Source organism: Paenibacillus sp. CCS19 (assembly GCF_033239625.1).
Taxonomy (GTDB): domain Bacteria; phylum Bacillota; class Bacilli; order Paenibacillales; family Paenibacillaceae; genus Paenibacillus_T.
In genome coordinates this window covers 279338-296293 of the sequence record NZ_BTCK01000002.1, presented here as the reverse complement: position 1 = coordinate 296293, position 16956 = coordinate 279338, and the positions used below count along the sequence as shown (strand labels likewise).

Sequence of the window (16956 nt, the reverse complement as noted above, 5' to 3'; positions counted from 1 at the left end):
CATTTGCTGCAAACCAACCTTTATTTCTCTTCCTCAAATAAGACCATATCACAACAGAAACTTACAAATATACCCATGAATATATAGGTAAATAATAATTAGAATTAACCATATAAACCAACAAGAGCCTAAGGCATGAAATATGCCCAGGCTCTCGCTAATTCTTTATCAATCAGCTCAACGGCTTCTTGTACAATCGTAAGACGGGTTGATTCAAAAACGACATCTCTTCCCGTAGTAATCTCATACCGTGTTTCATATAGAATCGGTAGGCACGCTCAAATTGGATCTACGTGACAAATCAGTCGGCTTGCCAATGATTTGCATCATGGCTCCGATCACGCGAAGAAGCACCTCCGCTTGAATGCCGATTCGGTATCCGCCTCTGCCTTTCTCGAGGAAGCCGGAATCTATGAGTGCCTGAATAACCTCTTCATCGCCATCATCCAATGCATTGGTAAGATCTCGCAGGTTATCAACTGCTGTTGTACCAGAGAAGAAGAGAGGATGCTGCGGCAGCACAGCCGTCAATACGCGATCCCAGCCTTCCGGGAACAGGTCGAACGGCAAGGTGTCATCATGAAAACATGCTGGTGTTTCCTTAAGCGCATCCATTGATAGGGTGCAGAATAGCTTGCCGCTCCACCATAACGTGATTCCTTCGGGTCCGGCATGGACGAAACGTTTTTCATCGGAAGTTGACTCTCCTTCCAGCACTGCCTTGGTATGCACCCGTGAAATGTCATCGAGCATATGAAACAACCGAAAAGCCATGTCAATGCTCTCGCTAGGCGCTAGCTTACGTGTACCTGCTTCCAATGACGGGATATAACGACTGACGATTCCCTCCGCGTCGGCTCCGAGTAAGTAGTCCGTCGTGCAATCGAGTGTCCGTGCAAGACTGACGAGCAGCGTCGTATCCGGCAGCGAATCGCCATTCTCCCACTTCGATACCGCTTGACCCGATACGCCTAATTGCTGACCGAGCTGCTCCTGTGTCCATCTTCTACGATGCCGAAGCTCCGCGATTCGTAGACATAATTCCTTATCCATCCTTCGTCACTCCATTCTCGTATTCATCATCATTGAGCCGGAACCGAATCTCCCATCAGCTTCGTTGCTCCCGAGTCGATTATATTCCCTGATAGAAATCGAAGGTATGGAGGCGTACTTGAGCGATCCAACCGTCGGTTGGTTTTTTCTATTTCCAGTTGAATCGTGCATTTATGAATGCACTAGTTATACCACTGCGACTGCATCGCCCATAGCTGCGCATACTCGCCGTTTCTCGCAACAAGCTCCTCGTGCGAACCCTGCTCGACAATCCGCCCATCCTGCATCAGTATGATCCGATCGCAGAAACGGGCGAGCCCCAAGCGGTGCGATACGATGAAAGCCGTCTTGTTCTCCGTAGTCGCTAGAAATTGGCGAAGCACATCCGATTCCGCCTTCGGATCAAGCGCAGAGGTTGGCTCGTCCAGCATGGCGATTTCCGCATCGCGCATATAGGAGCGGGCGATGGCAAGCTTCTGCCACTGCCCGCCGGACAGTTCCGTTCCCCCGCTGAACTGCTTGGTCAGAAGCGTATCGTAGCCTTGAGGAAGCTCGGCGATAAGCTCTTCTGAACCGCTTCGAATCGCAGCCTCTCGGCAGAGATTGTAACCCCTACCATATATGCCAACAACCCGTTGACGCGTATATGTTCACCCTTTCGGAGTAGGAACCCAACAGAAAAAGATGACCCCTGAAAGATTCAGAGGTCATCTTCACTTCATTGTTATTCCACTTCGATCAGCATGACATTATCAAGAAATACGTCCGACAACTCGGAGCCGGATTGATCATACTTTCCGACGTTGAAGTCGATTCTGGCATTATCCTCCGATGCGCTGTTCATCGTGAACGTAAATGTGAAACGCTGCTTATCCGTGTTTAACAGAACATCGCTGCCGAAGTAGGCATTATACCAAGGATCCGCATCAAGCTTCTTGCCGATGCCGACATTGATCTTCCGCTCGCCTTCCGCTCTCGCATCGAACGATAGTCGATAGGTTTTCCCCTGCTCCAGCTTTAATCCTTCTTGACTGATCTGAGGATTCCAATTCTGACTTCCCGTCGTGTCGATCTGGATTGCCAGATCGCCGCCGCGTTGTTCAACGATTCCTGTCGAGTAGCCGTTCCATTCATCTCCCCAGTAGGCTGTCCAGTTATCCGCATTCGAATCGAATTGGCCGTTCCGGATGAGACTGCCTACTAAACGGATATTATCCAGATAAATGTCGCCGCCCTCATTGTATACCGCTCCTGCCACCGTCAGTTGTCCCAAGTCGAACTCCAACTTCGCATTCGTATCCGAAGCATGATTCATGACGAACGTATACGTGTAAGTCTTAGGATCGCTCGTTAACGAGAACTGCGGATTCGCGCCATTCAAATAATCGGTAAAGGCATAGTTGTTATTCGGGTCGATATTCCCTACACCGATTTGGATCGGTCGATCCACCGTCGATCTAGCCTGGAAGGAAAGCGTATAAGCTACTCCTTGCTGCAAGGCCAGCCCTTCTTGATACACTTGCTGATCCCACGCATTGGGCTCAAGTGCCGGAAGATGGACTTTCATGCTGCCCTGTTCCGCGGAGATCGACAGCTTATCGGATTGATACGTTGTCCAATTGCTGACATCGTGATCGAATGTTCCGTTCTGAACCACGTTCTGCAATCGCGCGGCCTGTCCCTGACCTTCAAAGATCATATAGTCCACATTCACATGCGGAGCATAAAGCTGTAGCGTCTGAATGCCGGCATTCAATTCGACCTCTTGCTTCATGATGGTGAATGCTCCCCAGTCTCCCGTATTCGGCACGACTAGTTCATATTTATGTTCCGCATTCGCTTCAGCAATCTCGCCGACCGGCAAGTTGCCCGTATATACGCTTCCCGGCTTCGTCAACAGCGTCAAGGAACCTCCGCCCTCGTAGCCCGAGGCGACGAAATAGGATACGTTATATTTGCCAGGCTGCTTCACGTCGACGATGTATTGCATCCAATCGCCCGGGTCGATCCAGCCCACGCTTTTGCCGTCTTCCCCTTTTTGCACGCCGGACATATCCGAGTAGTTCTCTGCTTCGACTCGCGTAATGCCTTGAAGCGCTGCAGGCGGAGCCATTTCTTTCAGCACGACATTATCCATTGCCAAATCGCCTTGCAAACTTCCAAGCTCGAACTCGAGCTTGCCATATGGTTCCGTTGCATCGTTCATTGTAAAGATAGCCGAATAGCTGCGCATATCCTTCCCAATGGTAAACGATTGCCTACCGTATACCGATGGCTCTTTCATGCTCATAAGCTTCGCTGCGATTGTGCCGCCGACATCCGACTTGGCATCGAATGACAATACATACAATTTGCCCTGCGTAAGCTTCATGCGATCTTGGCTTAGCAGCAAGTCGTCCGCTTGCCCCGACGTCTCCGAGTGAATATGCAGAAGGCGATCTTCGATGCTGCTTCCTACAGCATATTGAACATCCTTCGCCCTCGAGCCTCCAATCGTCCAGAACCCTAACCGATCTTTGCCTTGATCGAAAGTGCCGTTATATACGTAATTACCGCTTGGCAGAACGTCTCGTGGTTCGTTCGGATCGGCTTCCGCCGTCCGGATCAGGCGAACATTGTCCAGCCATACCGGAAGCAGGCCAGCCTTGCCCATATTAAACTCTAGGCGTCCGTTCGGATCGGTCTCGGTTTTCATCGTGAACGTGTACGTGTACGTTTTCTTCTGATCCGAGAGCTGCACGGTCTGATCCGACAGATAACGGCTGTAATTCCGATCCGGTCCCGAAATGTCGACCACCATCGCGCGCGCTCCTTCCGACCATGCATCGAAGCTTAATTGATAGGTCGAGCCTTTCACGATAGGCAGGTTCGCTTGGACCAGCTGGATGGCGTAGGTTTCATTGCCTTCCTTATCGACGCTTGTTTTCAATGCGCCCTGATCGAGGGCGGTAGTCCCGCTGCCGCCGAACAGATCCGCAGGCGGCGCGAAAGGCTGGAATACCCAACCATCGTGCAGGCCGGCGTCAAATCCGCCGTTCGTTACATAATTGCCGTCAGCGCCGGGCTCCCTGATGATCGCGGAGTCGCTGCCGTCGGCAGGGTCGACAGGCTTACGATATTGCCCGCCTTCAAGCTCATACACGCGAACATAGTCGACCAGCATCTTCTGAGAGAAGACCGTTGTAGCATCCGGATTGCCCGGCCAGCTTCCGCCTACAGCCAGGTTGAGCTGCATGAAGAAATCGCGGTCGAATGGCGCAGGATACGTGTAGTTTCCGCCCTCTTGCGCATTTTTGGTAAACCAGTCGTTCATTTTGGAATAAAGAATGCCGTCCACGTAGTATCGGAACTCTCCGGGCTCCCATTCTACCGTGAAGGTATGGAACTTGTCTGCAAAGCTTTCAGCGCCAGGCAGCGTATAAGTGCCCTGCGAGCTTCCATGCGGCACCCCGTAATGAAGCGTGCCGTAGACTTTGTTAGGCTCATGGCCCAGAAGCTCCATAATATCGATTTCGCCGCTTGCCGGCCATCCCGAGTAGAGATTCTCGTCGGATGGCATCATCCAGATGGCAGGCCATATGCCTTGACCGGAAGGCATCTTGGCGCGAATCTCAAACTTGCCGTAGGTCCAATCGCCTTTGCCTTGCGTCGTAAGCTTCGCCGACGTATAGGCATTGCCTCCGAAATTTTCTTGGCGAGCTTCGATTACAAGCTGGCCGTCTTCCAATCTCGCATTGTCCGTACGGTTCGTATAGTTCTGCAGCTCATTATTGCCGTATCCGCCGCCGCCTTGAACAAAGTTCCATTTCGATTGGTCGATTTGGGCGCCGTCGAATTCGTCGTTCCACACCATTGTCCAGGCTTCCGAACGAATTTGCGAAGCGGACAAGACGATTTCCTTGAACCGAACAATTGTCTTGTTGCGGTCCACTTCATACACACCGAGGTATTTGTTCGTTACAGCGTCAACGCCGGAGAGGTCGCTATTAGGCTCGTAAGGGTAAGCAACGGTCCTCCCCTCGACTAATGCTGCTCCCGCAGCCGGCGCGGAAATCGGTTCGCTCGAAATCTTGACTGCCAGCTGATTCCCGGCTGCTACAGCAGCGTTCACCTTCGTCGTGCCGTGGATGGAGCCTTCTGCAGCTGCGGGCACCCATTGGGATTCCCCTCCGTTGCTTCCGCCTCCCAGATTCGAGCCTTGCCCTCCCGTTGGCTGGGTAGGCGTGCTGTTTACTTCCTCTAATTTGCCGTTGTTCCAGCTATATACCTTCTTGCCATCGACCCCAGTTCCATTGATAGCGGTACCGTTATTCAGCACGCTGATGGTCTCAATATCGCCGTCGCCTTCGATCGATAACTCCGTCACGCCGTCCTCCAAGATAATCTGTTGAATCGATGCGCCGTCTGCTAATACGATGTCCGCAGACTGTGTGAGCGTAAGCGTTCCAACCTGTCCGGCAATCTCGATTCTCGCCCGTTTGGCAGATTGAAGCTTGAGCTCCTTGACGCTGGAGCCGCTATCGATGACGATTCTGATCGATCCTCCCTGACGGTTTACAGTGACCGCTCCGAGATCGGATTCCGATAGGTGGATGCTGTTTGATCCCCCGCCATTGACGAATGTGCGGCCTTTCACCGTGCTCTTCTCGACTCTCGCTTCTCCGTCTCCGATTCCCGGAGCAAGATACAACTGCCCTGCAACGTTCTTATTGCGGATAACGACGCCGTCCGTATTCACAATCGCATTGGACAGCTGCTCGTGAGCGTCATACACGCCTGCCTTGTTATAGAGCTGGCCTGCCAGCCTGTCCATCCACTGAACGGCCTCAGCCCTGGTCAAGCTTCTCTCCGGGTGAAACTTTCCGTCCGGATAACCCGCGACATAGCCGGATTCTACAAGCATGGTGACAAACGGCTGTGCATAACCCGGAATGTTCGCCCGATCTTTGAAAGCTTGAAGAACGTCTGTTTTTAACCCCGTGTCTTGATATTGAAACGCCTTGCCCAGAATGACCGCTGCGTCGGCGCGCGTCAACGCATTGTTCGGCTTAAATGTCCCGTCCGGGTAACCTTCAATATAACCGGCGGCGCTCGCTGCCGCTATCGATTCCGCATACCAAGCACCGCTAGACACATCGCGATAATCGGCTGGCTTTCCTTCAGCACGGAACAAACGGTTTAACATGACCGTTATGCCCGCTCTGGTCATCGTTTCATTCGGGCGGAACTCTCCGTCCGCATATCCCGTAATAACACCAAGATTCGTCCATTTATCAATGACGGATTGTGCCCAATGCCCTTTGGTATCCTTCAATGCCTGTTTGTCAATGCTTGAATCAGCGTATGAAATCGCAGATCCGTTAGCCATTAGCGTAGTCATTATCAGGCAGATCATGAATAATTTTTTCATTGCAAACCCATTCTCCTTTTCTCTGTATTGACTAGATTATAGAAATTGAGTGCAATATTCGATATAACTACTCCTTAGCTTTTATACGAAATCGTTAACCATTTGCGGTTCATCCCGCCATACGCATACCTTACCCGCCCCGAGCATGCTACAATAGGAAAGGGGGTTTGTTGTGAGAAAACATCGAGTCAAAATCATCGTCACTCTTATGTCCGCAGCACTGCTTTCACTTGCATTTTCTCTATTCCATCCAAACTTACTGGGTAATCGCAACGATCCGCAGAGCGAACCGCGCGGATCTGAAATCACGACTGTCTTCAGCCTGAGCCCTTCGCTTCAATTCAAGAACGGAGAAAGCATTGAAGACAATGTGCATCTTCGATGGGTGCGGGATCATCTCGGGATCCATATTCGATATTTATGGACAGCTCCCGAAAGCACGTTTACGACCAAACTCAAGCTTCACCTTCTGAATGGAAGGGAAATGCCCGATATTGTCCCTGTTCGAACCGAGATTGTACATGACTTGATCGATTCCGGGCAATTCATGGCTGTCGACGATTTATTCGACCAGTACGCCTCTCCTGTATGGAAATCCGCCATGCAAGAGGATCCTTCCGTCTGGTACCCCTACATTCGCAATGGCAAACGATACGCCATCCCGATTCTCGATTATAATTACAATTCCGATACGATCATGTGGATCCGAGAGGATTGGCTGCAGAATCTAGGACTGGCTATACCCACGACGTTGCCCGAAATTGAAAGCGTTCTCGACGCATTCACGAATCGGGACCCTGATCGGAACGGCGTCAACGACACGTATGGACTGGCTGCCAGTCTGCAGAATTCGTTCAATACTTGGATGTCGGATATCAGTTGGGTATTCGGCATGTACGGCGTACTGCCAGGCCAGTGGAATGCGACGGAGGGCGACTTCCTTTCTTATGGCTCCATACAAACAAAGGCCAAACAAGGACTGGAAACGGTTCGAAAATGGAAATCTGCAGGGTATATCGCCGATGAGGCGATGTGGCAGGACGAGGAAATGGCCGCTAACTTATTCTCGCAAGGCAAAGCGGGTATTATCGTAGGCCCGCACTGGATGAGCTACTGGCCGCTGGACAGTCTGAAAGCGAACAATCCCGATGCACGGATAATAGCCATACCGTTGCCGACCGGCTCCGCGCCCGTCTCTTATTACAGAGCGAATCCGCCCAGCAACGGCGCCTTATTGATCAATAAGAACATGACTAATCCTAAGCTGTTGTTCACCTATATGAACTATCTCTTCGATCATCAAGGCACGGGCGATGGGAATTACGCATACGGGCTTGCAGAAGGGTATGATTATACGGTCGTCAACGGGAAACCGACAACGGACCGAAGCCTCATTCCAGGCGGCTACGTCCATGTATCCGCGTATACGCTCGCTTATGACGGAGCCAGAATTCCTTCTCGATGGGATGCAATGGTCGGCGCTCAAGAGAAGCAAGCGCTGCTCTCTCAATTATCCCGCCGGATGCCCACCGCGTTCAGAGGCCCCCCGACGGCGACCATGAGGGAGAATTGGGAGCAGCTTCTTCAGTTGGAGCATGAGACTTATCTTCAAATCGTGTACGGCAAGAAAGATCTTTCTTTCTTCGACGAATTCGTTAAACGCTGGTTGGCGAACGGGGGAAGCCAGATCGAGAAGGAAGTCAATGCGTGGTATGCCTCCACGGTTTCAACAGGTAAATAATTTATTACATTAGTTAAATGTTTGCTCTGTTAGCGCTAAGGTCTGTCCCCTAGGATAAATATATATAATATATACTTATCTTTAGGAGTGGATTAGATGTTAGGAAGAAAGTCGCTAACTTGCTTGAGCCTGCTCATGCTGCTTGTCGCAGGGTGCTCGGAGAAGGAGAAAGAGCCCGCTTCGGAATCGACTGCGAACGCCTCCGAGGAAACCTGGGTGCAGCCTTTCAAAGAGGATAATGCTGAACGATGGGAGAAATCCAACGGGTATTCCAACGGGAATCCGTTCGACTGCACATGGTCAGCGGATCATATCAGCTTCCAGCAGGACAGCATGCAGCTGAAGTTAACCGCAGAGGACTCGGGTCAGAAGCTATGCTCGGAATATAAAACCATCGATACTTACCATTATGGCAAATATGAAGTCCGTATGAAGGCAGCCAATAACATAGGCATCGTATCCTCCTTCTTCACCTATACCGGCCCATCCTTCGGTACGGCTTGGGACGAGATCGATATCGAGTTTCTTGGCAAAGATACAAGCAAGGTTCAGCTCAACTATTATACAGATGGCGTAGGCGGTCATGAGAAGCTTGTAGACCTTGGGTTCGATGCCTCCGAGGACTTCCACGATTATGCATTCGAATGGCGAGCGGACTCGATCAAATGGTATATCGACGGTCAGCTTGTTCATACGGCGACGGACAATTTGCCCGTTACGCCAGGCAAAATCATGATGAATCTGTGGAACGGCACAGGCGTCGACGAATGGCTTGGTCACTACGACGGAGGTTCCCCGATTACCGCAGAGTATCAGTGGATGAAATTCACTCCCTTCGATAGTGAATCTCCGGCTGCAACCCAATCATGAGACAAGGGGATATCTCAACAGTAGGCCAACTTACACGTTGAGATCGCTCCATTTTTGTAAAAAAAGACGAAAGAAATGGCGGTTCAGAGAGTCATCCTGAATCGCCATTTCTTTTGTCGATCGCTTGCCTTCTAGATTCATTGGAAAGCGAGTCCTTACAAAGTGATGAGGGCTGCCACTAAGTCATCTTATGATGACTTTCGGGACAGCCCTCATCGTCTAGTTTATGGCCGAATAATCCTGATTACTCGATTGTGTTAGCCGCCATAACGTCTTGCAGCCAATAAGCGCTTAGTTTCGGTAAACGCTCCTGCGTCTCATAATTGACGTACACAATGCCGAACCGCTTGGAATAACCGAAGGACCATTCATAGTTGTCCATGAACGACCAGCAGAAATAACCTGCGGCGTCTCCGCCGTTCTCGATAAATTTGCCGACGGCATTAAGATGAAGACGGAAGTACTCGACACGCTCATCATCATGGACAGTGCCGCTTATCACTTCATTGTCAGCATAAGCAGCGCCGTTCTCGGTGATGTAAATAGGCAGATCCGTGTACTCTTCTTTCAATCGAGTCAACAGAATATACAAGCCTTCAGGATATACTTCCCAGTCCATGTCGGTATGGCTTCCTGTCCCTCTGACGGACTCGCCTCCAAGGAATGGGTCATTCGGATTATTCCGCACGATGTTGCGCGTGTAATAATTAATGCCGAGGAAATCGCACGGGATGCCAATGAGCGCAAGATCGCCCTCATGAATAAAGTCCATGGAAACATCATGCTTCTTGAAAATCTCCATCATATCTTCCGGATATTGACCTTTGAAGACGGGATCGAGAAACCATCGATTCGTAAACCCATCCGCCCTTCTGGCTGCCATGTGGTCTTCCTCCGACTCGGTGGCTGGATGCTGATGCGTCAGATTCAACGTGATGCCGATCTGATGCTTATACCCCATCTCACGGTACAGACGGACTGCCTCGCCATGAGACAACAGGATGTGATGCGCCGCAGCTGTTGCTTCGCTCCAATCCGTATGTCCAGGCGCATGGACGCCTAGTCCATAGCTAAGGAAGGAAGCGCACCACGGCTCGTTATGCGTGATCCACATCGGAACGTCTTCTCCGAAGTGCTCGAATAACACCGTAGCGAATTCCTTGAAATACGCAACCGTTTGTCGGTTCGTCCATCCGCCTTCTTCATGAATCCACAGCGGCAGATCCCAATGATAAATCGTAACGGCAGGCATGATCTCATACTTCTTAAGCTCTCGGATCAGGTTAGCGTAGAACTCGATCCCCTTAGGGTTCAATTTCCCCTTCTCCGGGAAAATTCGCGGCCAAGCGATTGAGAAACGATAGGCTTTAAAACCTAATTCCGCAATCAGCTTAATATCGTCCTTGTAGCGGTGATAGTGGTCGCATGCCACATCTCCGTTGTGCCCTTCGTACACTTTGCCGGGGATTGCTGCGAACTGATCCCAAATGCAAGGCGTTCTGCCATCCTCCGAGCCTGCTCCTTCGATTTGGTAAGCGGCAGTAGCCGTTCCCCATAGGAATGAAGCCGGAAATTTCGTTTCATTCATAGTAAGTCCAACCTCTCCGAATAGATCAATCTATGCGCGTTTATCCTTTGACCGCGCCGGCCGTCATCCCGCGGATGAAATATTTCTGCGTTAAGAAGAACGTTGCGATGATCGGAACCGTAACGACCGTCGCTGCCGACATGAGCAGATCGTACCGGTTATTGTATTGACCGACAAACAAACGAATGCCGACCGGGATCGTTTGCACGTCCGGCGTTGTCGTCAGTACCCAAGCAAACAATAGCTCGTCCCAAGCGGTTAGGAAGATATAGACGCATGTCGCGATAATGCCTGGCATGGACAAAGGAAGAATGACCTTAACGAATGCTTGGAACCTCGTGCAGCCGTCGATCATTGCCGATTCCTCCAAATCCCGAGGGATCGCTACGAAGAAGCTGCGCATGATCCAAATGCTCATTGGCGTATAGAATGCCGTATAAACCAGCACCATTCCCCAATAGGTGTCGATCATAGGAAGTCCGATCGTTTCCTTGATCGAGAGGAACATCAGATAAATCGGAAGAAGGAACATAATGCCCGGAATCATCTGCGTTGCAATAACCCCCATGCCGAACGTTCCGGAACCCGGGAATTTAAAGCGGGCAAGCGCATATCCCGCCATAACGGCGAATGCGCAGGCCAAAATCATCGTTAACGTACAAATGATTAAGCTGTTCATGAAGAATTGGGAAAAATTGATATTATCCCACATGTCAATGTAATTCTTCCAGTGCGGTTTTGGAATACTGAAGCCCGTGATGCCATCCAGAATCTCGCCGTTGGTATGCAGCGAGATCTTCACCATCCAATAGATTGGAAACACCATGATCGCAACAATGAACCAGGTAATCGTATTTAACAGATAATAACCGGTCTTTTTCTTCATTCTGGCGCCCATTCGGTAACTCATTCTGCTCTCAACTCCGATCTAAAGATGCGGTACCAAATACCGACAATGACAAGCATGCCGATCATTAGCAAGAATGAGGCAGCCGCGCCAGCGCCGAACGACCAGTAACCGAATGTCTGCCTTTGGAGTGCTGTCATCAGAAGGTCGCCCCATTGGCCCGGATATCCGGCACCATTGCCGAACATCATGGCAACGATGTTATACGAGTATACGTTGCTAATGAGCTGGAACAGCAATTGAACAGCGATAATTGGTTTCAGAAGCGGCAACGTAATGCTCCAGAATTGTCTGACCTTGCCCGCTCCATCGATTTTGGAGGCCTCGTACAGATCGTCCGGAATCGTCTGCAAACCGGAGAGAAACACGATCATGATGAACGGCCAGCTTCTCCAGACGGATGGGATAATGATAGCCCATATCGTATTGGGACCAAGCAGCCAATAAGGCTTCTCGTCCATCAAATGCAGAACATCAACCAAGATGTGATTGATGACGCCTTCCTTCTGCCACATGAAGCCCCAAAGAATGCCGACTACATAAGAAGGTACAACCCAAGGAAGCAGCATGGCTGCCCTTGCAAACCCTCGACCTGGAAACTCTCTATTCAAGAGAATCGCAACGAACAATCCAATGATCATAACTGCAGCTGTAACAACAACGGTATATATTGCCGTATTACGCAGGGCATATCCTAGACCTTGCCTTACCGGATTGTTTTCATTAAATAGAAGATCGGAATAGTTCTTCAGCCCAACGAATGGCGCCTTGAGATATTCGCCTAATGTAAACTGATTCAATTTCAGCAGCGACATCCATATCCCTTGCACAACCGGGAACATATGGACCATTATCATAAACAACAGTGTAGGTAAAATTAATCCGTATGCAAAGCGATGCTCCTTAAAGCTCGCTTTGAGCCGTGTTCCAAAGGTTCGCTTGTGGGGAGTGTTCGTTGATACCGTTCTTGTTTCCAAAGTCATACCCTTCCCTCTAAGAGCAAATTGCTTTCTAAGCATGCGGTAATGAAGTGTGCTATCGGGCGCGACGCCCGATAGCACACTTTAGAAATATTCTATTGATTCAGAATGGCGTTAACTTCCTTAGCGGCAGCATCCAATTGCGATTGAACGGATGCTTCATTGTACGTACCGCTGACGCCAGCTACAACGTCCCAGATATTGCCGAAATATTTGACAAGCGCCGTTTCCGTTGGGCCCCATTGCGGGATTGAAGGGTACGACTTGCCGTATTTCGTTGCTTCGATGAATGCAGCATAGTTAGGGTCGGAGCCCAGAGAGTCAATAACCGATTTCTTGCCTGGCAGGTTGCCTGTAATCTTGGAGTAATTCAATTGTGCCTCATCGGAGGACAAGAACTTAATGACATCCCAAGTCGCGTCTTTATGCTTGGAGCCTTTGAAGACGGTCAAGTTGCTGCCGCCAATGAATGTCGATTGTCCTGCAGGGCCTGCCGGAAGCGGAGATACCGCAAAGTTTTTCGCAGCTTCCTTGTCGCCCATGCCGCCTTGATCTGCAGGCGTCAGCAGGTTTTTCACCATATAAGCGCCCGATACGATAATAGCGGACTTGCCTTCGCTGAAGTCAGACTCGACTTGAGCGGAGTTCTTCTCGAGGGACGTTTTATCGACAAGACCATCATGCGCCAATCCGGTATAATACATGACGCCTTTCAAGCCCTCTGGGCTATTAAACGCCGCTTCCGTATTTCCATCGTTATACACTTCTCCGCCCGCTGCCCAGACCCAAGGGAAAATGTTATGCGGTACATTCCAGTCATTCTTACCGGACAGACCGAATGCCGACATTTTCTTCCCGTTGATTTCAACGCCGTTCAATTTCGTCAGGCCTTCCTTGAAGCTGTCCCAATCTTTGAACATCGTTGCTGGATCCACGCCGGCTTTGGCGAATGCATCCGTCCGATAGAACATGGCTCTTGCATCCACGAACCATGGCACGCCGTACACTTCCGGTTTGCCAGCGATCTTCGTCGTATCCCAGCTCGCCGGCAAGTAGCCCGCTTCTCCGCCAATCTCTTCAACCTTGGACGTCAGATCTTCGATTCCGTTCATCGCCGCGATCGCAGGTACCCACGTCGTTCCAAGCTGGAGCAGATCCGGACCTTCTCCGCTTGTTGCCGCAGTCGTAATTTTGGTCCAGGCCGAACCCCAGTCCAACACCGTAACCTTGATTTTGACGTTAGGGTTCTGATCCAGATAAGGCTTAACCAATTCCAAGAAGTCTTTATCCGGTTTAGGGCTGTTCGGCATAATCCATGCCGTCAAAGTAACGTCTTCTTTCTTGTCCTCGCTCGTTGCATTGTCTGTCGCCTTCTCCGTACCCGCCTCTTGAGACTGGTTCGTCTTGTCGGATTCCTTATTGGATCCGCCGCATGCTGCCAGGAACACGCTCATGAACACCATCATGGAAAGAAGTACCAAAGACACTCTCTTTTTACTCACCTTTGCTCCCCCGATCTCGATTATAAACTCGCCATTCACAGGAGTTTTCCGTAACCGGTTACGGAATTAAAAATCACACGGCATAACCTGCAGCATTATGCGTATGGTTTCAATATCTATACCGATTTATTGAACAAGTCCTGCGATGTACTTTTATTGTAATCAGTTATCGGTAAGGCCTAAATAACTCAATTTCAACTTTTCTACGATTTTCATAACACTTTCCCGCCCGGTTCCGTAATCGGTTACGACAATGCATTCAGATCATTTACGCTTTGGCGCATGACGAGATCCGGAGGGATAAGCAGAATTGGAGGAACCGCATTCTCATTATCGATAAGCTCGAGCAACGCCTTAGCGGCAGCTTTCCCCATTTCCATGCGATTTTGTTTAATCGTCGTAATACCCGGTCTGATGTAAGACAGTGCCGAGATATCATCATATCCAATAATTGAAATATCCTTGCCGATAGTAAATCCGTTCTCTTCTAATACATGTTTTGCCCCGATGGCCATCGAATCGCTGGCGCATACAATCGCAGTAGGCATATTGCCGGTAGCGATGAGCTTATTCACAGCGTCATATCCTCCGGATTCGCTGAAGTCAGCCTGCGTAATCCAATTCGGATTGATCGTACAACCTAATGAACGCATAGCTTGTTGGAAGCCTTTGAATCGATCCTGCCCCGGTTTACTGTTGAAGATGTCTGCAATAAACGCAATCTGCCTATGACCCATCGCATGCAAGTGTTGGACTGCCAGGGTCGAGCCGGCCACATTATCTGAAGTAACATAACCAGCCCGCGGTCCATATAAATCAAGATCGATCGAAATGCAAGGAATCCCGCATTCAACGAGTCGATCCAACTGTCGGTCATCTCTTGCAATGCCGAAGAGCAATATACCGTCCACATCTCTTTGTCTTGCACGCAGCTCAAATTGGTTTTCGGTTTGTACATCTTTGCTATTGTTCGTGAATATAAGCAGATCGTAGCCGTCGTCGCCAACGATACGCTGGAAGCTGGAGAGCACATCCTGCAGGAAAGGATGAACAAGCCCTGAATGAAGATGATCATAGATGAACACGCCGATCATTTTGGACTTCTTCATGGCAAGTCCCCTTGCCGTCGCGCTCGGACGATAACCAAGCTCATCCATAATAGCCAGAATCGCGGCGCGCGTCTTTCGACTTACATCCGGTCGTCCGTTAATGACCCGAGAGACCGTTGCTGAAGAGACCCCTGCCCGCAATGCAATATCGTATATCGTAATCATCGTGCTCACTTACGCCTCACCCTTTAATTTGATCTCGATACTCCTGCGGCGACATCCCGAATTCCTCTCGAAACACTTTGCTGAAATAGGCAGCATTCTTAAAGCCGAGATTCTCGGAAATTTCATAGATGCGGATCGAGTCTTCCTTAAGCAAATGCGCCGCTTTCTCCATGCGCTGCGCATGAATATAATCGCTTATGCTCTGGCCGGTCTCCGCTTTATAGAGACGGGATAAATATACAGGATGCAGAAACACGGCGTCCGCAATCGTCTGCAGCGATATGGTTCCAATGTTGCGGGCTATAAAATCTTTAACCTTCCCGATCAGCTTATCCTTGGAGCTTCTCTGCTCGACGATTGCGTTCATCTTAAATTTATCCAGCACATGATACGCCCACTCCGATAAATGAGCAACGGAGCGCACCGAACGATCAACCAGTTGCATGCCGCCCAGCAATTCGCTCAACAGTCGGTTATGTTTATGCGCATAATGATAGAACGCTCCTGTAATGACCATGTAGGCCTCCTGCACGTGCTCCTCGGACAAATTCGTTTGCTGCTTAAGATTGTCCAACACCTGCTCCAGCTTCAAGGCGAAAGCCTCCCACTGATGACTGTCTAACAAATGATGAAAGGTCGGCGTTTCATATAGAAGCGTTACAGGCTGTAATTCAAGCTCCACATCCGGGATATCGCCTGGAATGAAACATCCCGTCTCGTTGCCTAAACGGCTTCTTACCTGGTTAACAAGATGCGTATAGAGAGCGTGCACGTCGTTCGGGAATAACCCGCGCTTGCTGACGAGAACGGACACCACCCGTTTAAGATACAGACCGATATTGCGTTGCACCTGAAGAGCAAGCGATTCGAATCGCTGGGCTTCTTCGACGACCCCTTCGCCAGAGGGGGATTTCCTGCCGCGCGCTGCGATAACGAGATAATTGTTCGCATCTCTGCAAGACCAGAGCTCGAATGATGCCGCGAATATCTCCTGCGCAATGTTCATGATGGCGTACTCGAGCAGGTAGATATCTCGGTCGTTGTATTCCGCGAAGCTTTCCTCCAGACGAATCAGCATCATGTGCATCGAATCGCCAATCTGGAACGGCACTTCATACAACGAGAGCAGATAGTCCAATGAATCCTGAGGCTGCCGCTTGACGAGAAGCTCGTTCAACAGCTTGTCCTTTAGTACAGGAAGGCTTTCCTTTAGTGTATTCACGACCTTGTCGTGGGAAATGACATCCTGCCAGTCCTGTTTGACTTGCTCCGCCAGTCTTCCTATTACTTCGATGATCTCTTCGTCGCTGGCTGGTTTAAGCAGATAATCGAACACTTTATAAGTCATCGCTTGCTTGGCGTATTGAAATTCAGCATGTCCGGACAGCAGCACCGACTTCACATGCTTGTGATGCATGTGAACCTGTTCGACCAATTCGATCCCGGACATTCCGGGCATATAGATATCAGCCAGCATAATATCAATGGAATGCGTCGACAGCAGCCGCAGCGCTTCATTGGCCGAATACGCCCGATAGACCGTTTCGATATCGATTTGTTCCCAATCTATCGTTAAAGCTAATGTATCAACAACAGATGATTCGTCATCTACAATCAGCAAGCTTAGCATG

At 50.0% G+C, this 16956-nt stretch carries 11 protein-coding genes; 2 read left to right on the top strand and 9 right to left on the bottom strand.

What is annotated here, in order from left to right:
* Positions 1–255: 255 nt before the first annotated feature.
* From SBI19_RS03350 to SBI19_RS03340, 3 genes are all read right to left on the bottom strand, one after another.
* Positions 256–1053 (bottom strand): helix-turn-helix domain-containing protein, encoded by a 798-nt coding sequence (locus SBI19_RS03350; protein WP_317964920.1) that lies wholly within the window; start codon positions 1051–1053, stop codon positions 256–258.
* 182 nt (positions 1054–1235) lie between these two features.
* The gene (locus SBI19_RS03345) at positions 1236–1613 is read right to left on the bottom strand and encodes an ATP-binding cassette domain-containing protein (protein ID WP_348538006.1); all 378 of its coding nucleotides are present in this window, start codon (positions 1611–1613) and stop codon (positions 1236–1238) included.
* 164 nt (positions 1614–1777) lie between these two features.
* Positions 1778–6463 (bottom strand): carbohydrate binding domain-containing protein, encoded by a 4686-nt coding sequence (locus tag SBI19_RS03340; protein WP_317964918.1) that lies wholly within the window; start codon positions 6461–6463, stop codon positions 1778–1780.
* Between the two features lie 172 nt (positions 6464–6635).
* On the opposite strand from SBI19_RS03340, the gene SBI19_RS03335 reads away from it, so the two are divergent.
* Together SBI19_RS03335 and bglS are read left to right on the top strand one after the other, a co-directional pair.
* Positions 6636–8204 carry an extracellular solute-binding protein gene (locus SBI19_RS03335; RefSeq protein WP_317964916.1) on the top strand — a complete coding sequence of 523 codons (1569 nt, stop codon included), beginning with the start codon at positions 6636–6638 and terminating at the stop codon, positions 8202–8204.
* 135 nt (positions 8205–8339) lie between these two features.
* Positions 8340–9074: a beta-glucanase gene (bglS, locus tag SBI19_RS03330; protein WP_317965006.1), complete on the top strand. Its 735-nt coding sequence runs from the start codon at positions 8340–8342 to the stop codon at positions 9072–9074.
* Positions 9075–9318: 244 nt separating this feature from the next.
* Here the strand turns inward: bglS and SBI19_RS03325 are convergent, their stop codons facing one another.
* From SBI19_RS03325 to SBI19_RS03300, 6 genes are all read right to left on the bottom strand, one after another.
* A complete protein-coding gene (locus SBI19_RS03325) occupies positions 9319–10662 on the bottom strand; it encodes a GH1 family beta-glucosidase (protein WP_317964914.1) in 1344 nt (447 codons plus the stop codon).
* A gap of 40 nt (positions 10663–10702) precedes the next feature.
* The gene (locus SBI19_RS03320; protein ID WP_317964912.1) at positions 10703–11572 is read right to left on the bottom strand and encodes a carbohydrate ABC transporter permease; all 870 of its coding nucleotides are present in this window, start codon (positions 11570–11572) and stop codon (positions 10703–10705) included.
* The gene (locus tag SBI19_RS03315) at positions 11569–12384 is read right to left on the bottom strand and encodes a carbohydrate ABC transporter permease (protein WP_317964910.1); all 816 of its coding nucleotides are present in this window, start codon (positions 12382–12384) and stop codon (positions 11569–11571) included. Before SBI19_RS03315 ends, SBI19_RS03320 begins: the two co-directional genes overlap by 4 nt.
* A 260-nt stretch (positions 12385–12644) precedes the next feature.
* The gene (locus tag SBI19_RS03310) at positions 12645–14051 is read right to left on the bottom strand and encodes a sugar ABC transporter substrate-binding protein (RefSeq protein WP_317964908.1); all 1407 of its coding nucleotides are present in this window, start codon (positions 14049–14051) and stop codon (positions 12645–12647) included.
* Positions 14052–14296: 245 nt separating this feature from the next.
* Entirely contained in the window at positions 14297–15325 is a 1029-nt protein-coding gene (locus SBI19_RS03305) for a LacI family DNA-binding transcriptional regulator (protein WP_317965004.1), read from the bottom strand.
* Between the two features lie 16 nt (positions 15326–15341).
* Positions 15342–16955: a response regulator gene (locus tag SBI19_RS03300; RefSeq protein WP_317964906.1), complete on the bottom strand. Its 1614-nt coding sequence runs from the start codon at positions 16953–16955 to the stop codon at positions 15342–15344.
* Between the last annotated feature and the right edge of the window lies 1 nt (position 16956).